At 31.8% G+C, this 11433-nt stretch carries 12 protein-coding genes and 1 pseudogene; 3 read left to right on the top strand and 10 right to left on the bottom strand.

The features are described 5' to 3' along the window. Nucleotides 1-120: 120 nt before the first annotated feature. Entirely contained in the window at nucleotides 121-879 is a 759-nt protein-coding gene (yidC, locus tag LQ693_RS06455; protein WP_107565871.1) for a membrane protein insertase YidC, read from the bottom strand. 29 nt (nucleotides 880-908) lie between these two features. Next, nucleotides 909-1178: a hypothetical protein gene (locus LQ693_RS06450; RefSeq protein WP_049320526.1), complete on the bottom strand. Its 270-nt coding sequence runs from the start codon at nucleotides 1176-1178 to the stop codon at nucleotides 909-911. A 148-nt stretch (nucleotides 1179-1326) separates the two neighbouring features. Between LQ693_RS06450 and LQ693_RS13820 the strand changes: the two are divergent. Together LQ693_RS13820 and LQ693_RS06435 are read left to right on the top strand one after the other, a co-directional pair. Further along, nucleotides 1327-1988, top strand: a pseudogene (locus LQ693_RS13820) (ABC transporter substrate-binding protein). A gap of 3 nt (nucleotides 1989-1991) precedes the next feature. Beyond that, nucleotides 1992-2270 carry a TroA family protein gene (locus LQ693_RS06435; RefSeq protein ID WP_239703117.1) on the top strand — a complete coding sequence of 93 codons (279 nt, stop codon included), beginning with the start codon at nucleotides 1992-1994 and terminating at the stop codon, nucleotides 2268-2270. Nucleotides 2271-2433: 163 nt separating this feature from the next. On the opposite strand, the gene LQ693_RS06430 is transcribed toward LQ693_RS06435, so the two are convergent. From LQ693_RS06430 to LQ693_RS06405, 6 genes are all read right to left on the bottom strand, one after another. Then, a complete protein-coding gene (locus LQ693_RS06430; RefSeq protein ID WP_239703116.1) occupies nucleotides 2434-3798 on the bottom strand; it encodes an MFS transporter in 1365 nt (454 codons plus the stop codon). Nucleotides 3799-3814: 16 nt separating this feature from the next. After that, nucleotides 3815-4378: a cysteine hydrolase family protein gene (locus tag LQ693_RS06425; protein WP_107565870.1), complete on the bottom strand. Its 564-nt coding sequence runs from the start codon at nucleotides 4376-4378 to the stop codon at nucleotides 3815-3817. A gap of 118 nt (nucleotides 4379-4496) precedes the next feature. After that, complete coding sequence (locus tag LQ693_RS06420; protein ID WP_107565869.1) at nucleotides 4497-5468, bottom strand: FecCD family ABC transporter permease; 972 nt, start codon at nucleotides 5466-5468, stop codon at nucleotides 4497-4499. Next, nucleotides 5465-6451, bottom strand: coding sequence for a FecCD family ABC transporter permease (locus LQ693_RS06415; protein WP_103361815.1), 987 nt, complete (start codon nucleotides 6449-6451; stop codon nucleotides 5465-5467). Before LQ693_RS06415 ends, LQ693_RS06420 begins: the two co-directional genes overlap by 4 nt. A gap of 70 nt (nucleotides 6452-6521) precedes the next feature. Next, a complete protein-coding gene (locus LQ693_RS06410; RefSeq protein ID WP_239703115.1) occupies nucleotides 6522-7460 on the bottom strand; it encodes an ABC transporter substrate-binding protein in 939 nt (312 codons plus the stop codon). 209 nt (nucleotides 7461-7669) lie between these two features. Further along, on the bottom strand, nucleotides 7670-9019 hold the full coding sequence (locus tag LQ693_RS06405) for an amino acid permease (RefSeq protein ID WP_119494647.1): 1350 nt from the start codon (nucleotides 9017-9019) through the stop codon (nucleotides 7670-7672). A gap of 242 nt (nucleotides 9020-9261) precedes the next feature. Between LQ693_RS06405 and add the strand changes: the two genes are divergently transcribed. Further along, nucleotides 9262-10239 carry an adenosine deaminase gene (gene add, locus LQ693_RS06400; protein WP_107565865.1) on the top strand — a complete coding sequence of 326 codons (978 nt, stop codon included), beginning with the start codon at nucleotides 9262-9264 and terminating at the stop codon, nucleotides 10237-10239. 23 nt (nucleotides 10240-10262) lie between these two features. Here the strand turns inward: add and LQ693_RS06395 are convergent, their stop codons facing one another. Further along, nucleotides 10263-10670: a hypothetical protein gene (locus LQ693_RS06395; protein ID WP_107633866.1), complete on the bottom strand. Its 408-nt coding sequence runs from the start codon at nucleotides 10668-10670 to the stop codon at nucleotides 10263-10265. A 30-nt stretch (nucleotides 10671-10700) separates the two neighbouring features. Next, nucleotides 10701-11330 carry an NDxxF motif lipoprotein gene (locus LQ693_RS06390; protein WP_119494646.1) on the bottom strand — a complete coding sequence of 210 codons (630 nt, stop codon included), beginning with the start codon at nucleotides 11328-11330 and terminating at the stop codon, nucleotides 10701-10703. Nucleotides 11331-11433: the final 103 nt, after the last annotated feature.

Here is an 11433-nt window from a genome sequence, read left to right as displayed (position 1 = left end):
AGTTTAATCATGATTTTAGTGGAAAATATTAATCCATATAAAAAAACAAACTGAACTTATAAATTTAAGTTCAGTTTGTCCACAGTCTGAGACGCTCAAGAATTGAACGTCTTTTGTTATTTATGAACTTGTTTGAAGATCGTCTTCGTGATAATTAAAGTACTTATTAGATATATATTGTTGAACGATAAGTACGATCGCACTTGCACTCCAATATAATGGAAGTGCTGCTGGTGTGCTCATACTCACAATAAATATCATAATTGGACTAATATACATGATGTATTTCATTTGTCCATTTGATTCTTCTGGTAAATATTTTGTTGATAAATATGCTTGTAATAAATAGAGTGCTCCGGCAATCAGTGCCATAAATATATTTGGTGTACCTAGGTTAAACCAAGCGAAACTATGACTTGCAAGTGCATCATTATGAGATATTGCAAAGTACAACGCCATTAGTATCGGCATCTGTATAATCATTGGTAAACATCCCATACCTAAAGGATTTATACCATGTTCTTTATATAAAGCCATCATTTCTTGGCTATATTGTGCACGTTCTTGTTCATCTTTAGCTGATTTCATCTTCTTATTAATTTCATCCATTTGTGGTTTTATTTTCTTCATTTTAAATTGCATTTTCTTCTGTCCTTTAAAAGAACGCAACATAAACGGCATGACAATTAGTCTTACACATATGGTAACGATGATAATGCCAATTCCATAACTATTGTTAAAGAATGATGCAAAGAATTTAATCAAATAAATGAATGGTTCTACTAATGAATTATAAAATACACCACCTTCTTGTGGTGCACATCCACTTAGTAATATCGATACTGCTAAAAATGCTAAAACTGTATATAATTTTTTCAAAATTTCTCCTCCAATATATTAATTATGCCTTAATATATTGGACTAGCGTCTTCTTCATCGACGGATTTGGATAAGCAACGTGTTCTCCACCTTAAAATAGGGACTATCCATTCAAAAATGTATTGATCCTCTACTTCAGTTGAAAACCTTACAATCCAATCTTTGTGGAGCTTGATGTTTGCTTGCATCTGCAAATAAACAAACAAGAGCGTTAATAACACAGGAATGAAATAATGTATGCTAAATGCAACATAATTAATTAAAATCTCTTCACCTAATAAACCTATGAGCCATTCCATTACGCCTTCACTCCTTTCCAATCGAATTTACTACGTTAAATATACATGGTAAAAATATGATATTCAAATAATTGCACTCTTTAAATTTTGCAAAACCTATTGTATAATCACAATATTTTGATACAATTGAGAAAGATTATCAATTTCAATGAATTGTGGAGGCTTTTTAATGAAAAAGGTATTAATTTTAGTATTAACGTTAATTTTATTTGTTGCAGCATGCGGGAAGAACAATGACAATAAAAATTCAAGTAGTAAGAAAGATTCAAGCTCTGATACAAAGTCGTTTACGATGGATAATGGTAAGAAAGTTGATGTACCAAAAGATCCTAAACGAATTGCAGTATTACATCCAACATATGTCGGCGCATTAGTTAAGTTCAAACATACACCAGTAGCAGTACCAGAATTTATTAATCAAAATAAGGTACTTAAAAATGTTACGAAAGATGCTAAAAAAATAGATCAAACAAATGTTGAACAAGTTGCAAAAACAAAACCAGATCTAATTATTACAAGCGCACAAGACAAAAACCTTAATAAACTTAAAAAATTGCACCTACCGTTACTTTTGATGCAATGACTTCTACATATAAAGATAATACAACTAAATTAGCAGAATTAGTCGGCGAAGAAGACCAAGCTAAAGAGTGGATTAAAGAATGGGATCAAAAACTTAAAGATGATAAAAAAGATTTAGAACCACTTATCAAAGAAAAAACAGCAACAGTATTACAACAAACACCAAAAGGACTTATGGCATTCAGTGATGCATTAGGTCGAGGTACTGAAATTTTATATATCGGTTAGGGCTTGAAACAACCAAAAGACCTAAAAAAAGCAACAGAAAAAACAAATGCTATCACAATAACACCTGAAGAATTCGATAAATATTTAGGTGATTTTGTTGTAATCGCAGCAAACGGAAATCAGAAAGCACCATTCGAAGATACAAATGTTTGGGCAAATACAGAAGATAAGAAAAATAATCACGTCGTTAAATTTGATGTAACAGAAACACAATATAACGATCCAATTTCATTAGAAAAACAAAGAGAGATATTCTTAAAAGCCTTTAAAGAAATGAAATAAATATGAAAAGAGCTAGGATACGTGTCCTAGCTCTTTTTTTGGTAGGGAATGTGAAATTGGGTGATGTTGTGGCTTTATTCACTACTTAAGCCATGACATCTAACTCTAAACAACCACTCCAAAACTCATCCTCCCCTCTCTCTAACTTCAGACAACCCGCAGTCTACCTTGTGCTTAATGAACGTCTACTGACAAAGGTTAGAATGATGATAACTATGCCTATCAGCATACAGAATAGACCTAATTCATGTATACCATTTGTGATGTGGTCACCTTTAAATAAAGTACTAATGAGAGTGGATGATACGATTGCACCGATATACATTGCAGTTCTTAATAATCCTGCTGACATGCCTATCATTGATTTTGGTGCTTGATGATAAAGTGCATTTTGATTTGCTAAATTTAATAATCCTTGTGGCACACCAAAAATTGCAGCTAATAATTTTAATATCCATAATGGTGTATCCGCATGAATAAATTGGAAGCCTATCATTGTTATGAGTGCACAAATTGTCCCTAAATATAGTTTGAACTTAATTGATAGTCTTGTACCTGTTAATTGTGCCATAAAAATCCCAACCAAGAATTGAGGTAACATCATGAGTCCTGCATGTGCTGCAGTCAATCCTCTCCCCTCTTCTAGCCATTGAACATATCCGTATAGCACACTATAAGAAATAACAGCTGTAAGAAGTGATCTTATATAAGTATTATTTAAAGCACCATTGTGACCAAGTACTCTTAGATCAATAAATGGTTTCTTAGATTTGAGTTCCACAATGACAAAAACTAATAAACTGAACAGTCCAATTATAAATAGATAAAAAATGGATTGATCTGGCTCCATAAAGAAAATCATCCATGTTGTTAAAGTAATTGTAAACAACGTTATACCTATAAAGTCTATCTGTTCTTTTAATGCATTTAATTTCTTTGGACTTTCAACTTTTGGATAATATAAAAATCCAAATACGAATGAAAGAATGGAAAGTGGAATATTGACTAAGAATATAGCTTGCCAACCGCCACTATGAATTAACAAACCACCGATTGTTGGACCAATAACAGAAATCGTCTGATTGGATATAGATAGCATTGTTAATATTTTACTTGGACTATCTTTACCTGTGCGCTTGCCCTCATAACTGATTAAATACATTGCTGAAGGATAACCTGCACAAGTACCAATACCTATAAGAAATCTTGCTAATACTAATCCAAAAAAATATGGTGTAAAAATCGCAATCAAACTCGCTACTCCTACTAAACTTGTAGCAAATAAAAATAACCCTCGAGGGCCAAATATATCTATAAGTTTACCTATAACCGGTTGACCAATACTCGTTGCTAAATATAACGATGACACAAGCCATGTTGTTTGATAAAAAGGTATACCGAAGTCTTGTGCAATTGGTATAAGTGCAACAGCTAACATAGAAGAGTTGATAGGATTCAATATTGACCCTAAAATCATCGGAGGATATAGTTTCGTATTAAAGGTTTCTTCACTCGAAACTTGACGCATAAAAATTATCTCCTATCTATACAATTGTATTTGACCATTCTAATGTCTCAGTTACTTCCGCATACCTAGGAAAAATTTTATCAATTAGAAATTGATGTGTTTCAATATCTCTGTCTGTCATCGCATCTGATAAGACTGTTAATTCAAAGTCTTTATCTGCCGCTTCAACTAAAGTAGATAATACAACACCACTTGTTACAACACCTGTTAAAATAAGGTGGTCAACTTGCATACCACGCAATAACACTTCTAAATTACTACCTGTAAAAGCACTAAAGCGATGTTTTGTAACAACGACTTCATCTTCATTTGGTGCAAGTTCGTCTATAATTTGAGTTGATGCATCATTCACTCTCATTTGTTGTCCACTTGCTTTAATACGTGAAAATGATTTGTTGTAAGGCGACACTTCATAAAATCCTTTTGAAAAAGCTACTCTCACAAAAATAACTGGGATTTGATGTTTCCTAGCACTTTCGATAGCCTTTTTATTTTTATCGATGATTTCACTCGAATTAGATAAGCTACCAACAATACCATTTTGCATATCCATAACTAATAAAGCAGATTGATTAGACATACTTACACTTCCTTAATATTCTTTTTAATGCAATGTTATCACAGCCATATTTCTCAAGAAATATTTATGCCTATCAAAAAAGCCGAAACAATCATGACTGTTTCGGCTAAATAACTCATTACACACTTTGAGATTTTTTTAATAAATATAAGAAATAAGGGGCACCAATAATGGCTGTAACTACACCTGCAGGAATTTCGAGTGGAGGAAACATCCCTTTACCTATTGCATCTGCTACTAATAAGAATATTGAACCTATTAAAGCTGATAATGGTAACAATTTAATGGCTTTCGGTCCTGCTAATAACCTTGCTATATGAGGTGCAATTAAGCCTATAAAGCCAATTGTCCCTGTTACTGACACGACTGATCCAACGCAAATTGCTGCCATCACAAGATATACATTTCTAATAAGAGATACTTTTTCACCCAAACTGACAGCAGATTCATCACCTAAACTTAATATGTCAATTTTACGAGCAAATAAGAAAATAAGCGGCAACACCACTATGCCAGGTATAAAGAACCATAAGTCATCATAATTACGTCCCCATACACTTCCAGACAACCACAATAATGTCGTATTGATATTGTCTGGATATCTAATCATGAAATATTGAAGACCTGCCTGACATATCGCACTTAAAGCAACACCTATTAATGCAATTGTATATGTACTTGCTTGGAACAATTTGCCGATAAGCATAATAAGCATGATGAGTACAACTGCACCTATAAATGAAGCAACACCTAAGAAATAAAATGGTAGTGCTGGTAACAATAATGTTTGTGCGACTGCAAATAATCCTGCTCCTTTTGTAACACCTATGATATCTGGTGATGCTAAAGGATTTCTCAGTAAACTTTGGACAATAGCACCTGATACACCTAATAAGCCTCCACCAATCAATGAAATAATCATTCTTGGTAATCTATAATTATATACAACAAAATCATATTCATCTGAAAAGCCAGTAAATGTAGATATAATCTTTGATGTACCTATAAACTGAGAACCTACTTGTAGATTAATAAATAATGAGACCAATAGTACGAGTGAAACGATGATATATTTCCATTTAAGTTTCATCCTTTTTGAACACTCCTTCCATTTTTACATAAGTAAAGGAAGAACGGTCCGCCTATTAAAGCTGTTACAATTCCGACAGGCGATTCATAAGGATAAGCAATAATATGTGATAACGCATCTGAATATACGAGTAACACTGCACCAATAAGTGCAGTTAATATAATATGTCTTTCATAACCGCCTCTAATCAACCTCTTAGAAATATGAGGTGCAATTAAGCCTACAAAGCCAATTGGACCTGCAACAGATACTGATGAACCAGCTAGAATAATAACCATCAATCCAAATACGATATAAATCAGTTTCTTATAAACACCTAAACCTGTAGCTAAATCATCACCAAGTGAAATAACCGTTAAATGTCTCGCTAACATAATTGTGATAATCGTACCGATTACAAACCATGGTAATAGGACTTCCACACTATCCCAATCTTTACCGTTTAACGAACCTGTTAACCAATATAGAATATCTGTGGCGTTTTCGTTCATTAATATCAACACTTCAGTGACTGAAGATAGCAGTAAATGAATGGTCATACCCGCTAATGCTAAACGAACTTGATTATTCTCATGTCCATAAATAAAGGTATACACAATCACGCCACCTAAAATCGCACCAATAAATCCAATATACGCACTTTGATTACCATTATAATCAGGAAAGAAAACTAATGCCGCAACAAGTACTAACGAAGCGCCGGCATTAATACCAAATGTTTGAGGTGAAGCAAGTGCATTTCTCGTAATACCTTGCATGATTGCACCTGCTAGCGCTAAACTCACACCAACCATAATCGCAACTAATAGTCTTGGCAGTCTTACCGTTCTAATAATTAATGTATCTTTCGAATGATCATTATGTAATAAAGCATGAAATATCGTTTTAAAACTCATAATTGACGAAGCAAAGCTTAAATTTATAAAAATGCCTATTATTAAAATTATGACTGTTGCTATAATGATTATCGTTTCTTTTTTCATAACATCACCAACTCAACTCAGAAATAAAACAATGAACGGACAATTGTATGTACGTTCATTGTTCAAGTATTTATTTCTCTTCGTTATATTTTTGTAAATCTTTTATGATATATTCATTGGCATTGATACCTCTGAATCTTGTCCAGAAGTCTCTATCTACTTGATATATTTGACCTTTTTTATATGCTTTAAGATCTTTCCAAATCGCTTTTTCTTTCCAATCATCTGTTATTGGGTTCTTTTTGTCAGTTGTAAAAATGATTTTATCTGGATTAATTTTAGATAAATTTTCTAAATTAATATCTTCATATGCATTTTTAGATTCTACAGCATTGTCTAATCCCAATTTTGTTAATAGTTGACCAGCATAAGAAGTAGATGTATGAGCTTGGAATGCATCTTCTCTTGCAACTGCAATCAACACTTTTTGGCCATCTTTTTCTTTTGTATCTATTTTATCTTTAGCTTTTTTAATTTTTGCATCTTGCTCTTCAAGTAATTGATTCGCTTTATCTTCTTTACCTAAAGCTTTACCAATTGTTTTAAATGAGCCATTCACATCATCGTAGCTTGCTTCTCTACTTTTCAATACAAGTGTTGGTGCAATTTTCTTCAAGTCTTCACTTATACCTTTATGACGTTGAACATCCGCTATAATCAAATCTGGTTTAAGCGAGCTGATTGTTTCTAAGTTTGGTTGTTTACGTGTACCAACTGATGTATATTTCACATCTTCACCATATAATTTTTTAATAATTTCTTTCTTATTATCATCCGCAATACCAACTGGTGTATTGCCAAGATTTTTAACTGCATCTGCAAAAGAATACTCTAACACGACAATGTTTTTAGGATTCTTTTTAACTTTTTGAGTACCTAATTCGTCTTTTATTTCTATTGTTTCAGATTTCTTAGCACCTGCTTCGCTACTCTTATTATTGCCACATGCTGCTAAAAACATTGCTGAAACAACTAATATCGCCATAAAAATTTTTGAATATTTATTCATGATGTCCTCCTATTAATTGATAACTGTTATCAATTGTATTATATTCATTAAATAATGTCTATAGTCATTTTTGAATATTCAATTTATAAACCCCTTTATTTAACTGTTATATAACAATAAATAGTTAACCTATATCTTTACTCTAATTAATTTTGACTATAAAAAAATACATATACACCCTGAAATGTACATGTATTTTTATTCATATATTATGGCTTTTTAATAAATGCATATAAGCTAATGATCGCAATAAATACGATACCAATTATGACTGAGATTCTTGTTTCAGCGTTGAACAACATGCCAATAACAACTAATACAAGCATAATAATTGTGATTATATTACTGACTGGTGCGAATGGCATCTTAAATGGATGATCTTTAATTTGTTCTCTCTTTCTAAAATTCATATGACTAATTAAAATGGCAAACCAAGGTACCATACCTGGAAGCACACCTGCGCTGAACACATATACAAATATATTCGTATCTTTACCTAATATCAGAGGTAATACAATATCTAAGACGATACCGAAGAAGATACCGATTGATACTGCGATAACAGCGATATGTGGGACACCATTTTTATTTGTTCTATAGAATATTTGAGAAATTTGCTTTTGTTTAGATAACGTATAAAGCATACGACTCGTACTAAAAATACCAGAGTTACATCCTGACATTGCTGCTGTAATTACAACAAAGTTAATAATAGTTGCAGCTGCAGTGATACCTACTTTTGCAAATGTCGCAACAAACGGTGAACCAATTTGATTCACTTCATCCCATGGATAAACAGTTACAATAACGAAAATCGAACCGATATAGAAAATTAATATTCTCCATACAACACCGTTAATAGCTTTTACAATATTTTTCTGTGGATCTTTCGTTTCACCAGCAGTAATACCAATTAATTCGACACCAATATAGGAACCAAATACGATTGATAATGCAAAGAAGAAACCACTTAGACCACCTGTGAAGAAACCACCATGATCCCATAAATGACTGATTCCAATTGGATTAAAGTCATTACCTATTCCAAAAAGTATTAACCCTAACCCTGCAATAATCATCAATATAATCGTTACGACTTTTACAGCGGCAAACCAAAATTCAAATTCACCAAACCACTTAACAGAAACTAAGTTTGCAGAAAGCAATATGAGAACGACAGCTAAACCTGGTATCCATGAAGGTAAATCTGGCCACCAAAATTTAAAATACGACCCTACTGCTATAACCTCACTCATACCGACAATAATCCAGTTAAATGTACTACTTCCAGCGGTTACGAATGAAAATGACGGATGAATATAATCATTTGCAAACTTAGCAAATGAACCTGTATCTGGATAAACGTAAACCATTTCACCTAACGCTCTCATAATTAAAAATACAAATACACCTGCAATAGCATATGCTAATAACACGGATGGTCCTGTCCACTTAATCGTACTTGATGCCCCCATAAATAGACCAACACCAATTGTGCCACCAATCGCAATCATTTGCATTTGTCTTGACGTTAACTCTCTTTTTAAATTATTATTCATGTCTGACCCTTCTTAATATGTATGTACTAAATTTCCAAACTGTAATTTTTAAAATATTCTATAAATATAGCATTTTTAATAATTCGAAACCAAGAATTTTCAGATAAAAAAATAATATTTTTATAAATTTTCTCACAAAATCTACACATTTGTGCTAAATACTACCAGATATTTCTGAAATTGTTTATAATATATAACTATATTTAAAAATCATACCAATAGATAAAGAAAGGATATTCCCAATGTCTACAATAAATGAAGTAGCAAAAACAGAGTTACACTGTCACCTAGACGGTTCTGTTAGTATCGAATTAATCCAGCAACTCGCACGAGAACAACATGTATCTATTAATTTAGAAGATATTCAAGTAGACCAAAATTGCGAAAGCTTAGATGACTACTTAAAATCTTTCGACACCATTTTAAAAGTTTTACAAACAAAAGATAGTTTAGAGAAAGCAGTTGTCGATGTCGCGCAACAAGCACATCATGACAACATTAAATATATAGAAATACGATTTGCGCCACTTTTCCATACAGATAAAGGATTAAAAATTGAAGAAATTTTAGAAGCTGTTAACAACGGAGCAATCGAAGCTGAACATACATATGATATTAAAGTCAATTTGCTAATTTGTGGCATGCGACATCACGACAATCAAACAAACATTGACTTATTTAAATCAGTAGATCAGTTAAATACAACCAATCGTCACATCGTAGGTTTTGATTTTGCAGGTCCTGAAGAAGCATTTCCAACAAAAGTCATACAAGAAGCCATTCAACATTCTACAGATTCTGGCCACCACTTAACATTGCATGCCGGTGAATGTGGATGTATACATAATATAATAGAAGGAATCGAACTCGGTGCACGAAGAATAGGACATGGCGTTGCAGCAATTCAAGACAATCAAGCATTATCATACATTAAACAACACAACGCATTATTAGAAATTTGTCCGACGAGCAACTTACAAACAAAAGCAATCCAATCAGTAGAAGAACTTAATATTAGAAAGCTTATAGAACAAGGCATTCCATTTAATATTAATACAGATAATAGAACAGTTTCGAATACAAACTTAAACCAAGAATATCAACTCTTGTACAACCATCAATTATTATCTATAGCAGAAATGAAAGACATTAATATTAAAGCAATAGACCATGCATTTATATCTGATATTGAAAAAGAACAATTAAAGATGAAATATTAAAATACCAAAAAGGCTGAGACAGCTCATACTGTCCCAGCTTTTTTGGTTTCTTGATTATTATTTACCCGATTCTTTTTTATGAAATATTTATTTTCAATAATGTCAGTAATGAATAACACAATAAACCAACCAAAAATATATAACGGATTCGTAAATTGATTATTCTGATACATACTCAATATGTATAATGACATTATTATCAAAAATATTATCATTACAATTATTCTAAATATCATAAATCTCTTGAAATCCTTTGCTTTCTCTCGTCCTCTCAACCAATCTCTAAATAAAAGAAAAATAATAAAAATCGGAAATAAACAAATAAGTATTTGTTCAAGACTTAGAAATAAACCTAATAATAAACTTAAGGCGATAATTAGAAATACAAATACCACCGTTAATAACTCTCTATTTTTTATTAATTGTTTCATCATACAACCACCATCTTTCAAAATAACCTTTTACCTTTTAAACGCATTTGTCTTCACATTGATTTGTTTAAGGAATTTTTCTATTTTTGCTTGTTGTCTGCCATTTACATTTTGACTATATGGTACGATATCTTTTATATCTTTTGTTGAGATGGTACCTTTTTCTGCTTTATCTTCTATTTTTTTCACTTGATGGTCTAAATTTTTAATTGTTTGATTGTAACTTGTAAAGTACTGACTGATTCTATTTGTTTCTTTTTGATAACCTTTTGGGAGTGTATTATTTTCTATATAATTTGAGAAGTTCTGGTCATTCTTTTCTAAAAGTTTTCTACCTTCTTCTAATTGATCCGCTTCTCTCTTCGTTAAAGGTTGTTCATCCCATATTTTTTCTTCAATCTTTGTTGTCACATTATAAATACTTTCATTTGTATCTAAATAACGTTGAATACTTTTATGTATTTCTGACTTTGATAATTTTTCATTTGCTAGATCAGATTCAAATACAACAGTTGGCAACTTTGCATTTTCATGTTTATTTGACTGCTGTTCTGAATTATTGTGCTCATTATTTTTACTTGCTGAACTTTCTTCGTTTCCGCATCCTACAAGCAATAAAGCTAAACTACTATAAATGATGACTGACTTAAACTTCTTCATTTTATCTCTCCTATATATAATTTAAATCTTTCAATATATATGCTATCACTAGTTCATTGTAATTTCTACCATATTTTAGTAAATAACACTTAATTGTTAACTA

Origin of the sequence: Mammaliicoccus sp. B-M6, assembly GCF_022386965.1 — a bacterium.
In the GTDB taxonomy this organism is placed as follows: domain Bacteria; phylum Bacillota; class Bacilli; order Staphylococcales; family Staphylococcaceae; genus Mammaliicoccus; species Mammaliicoccus sciuri_A.
Note: the sequence above shows the minus strand (reverse complement) of the source record. Positions and strands in the feature narration are given on the sequence as shown.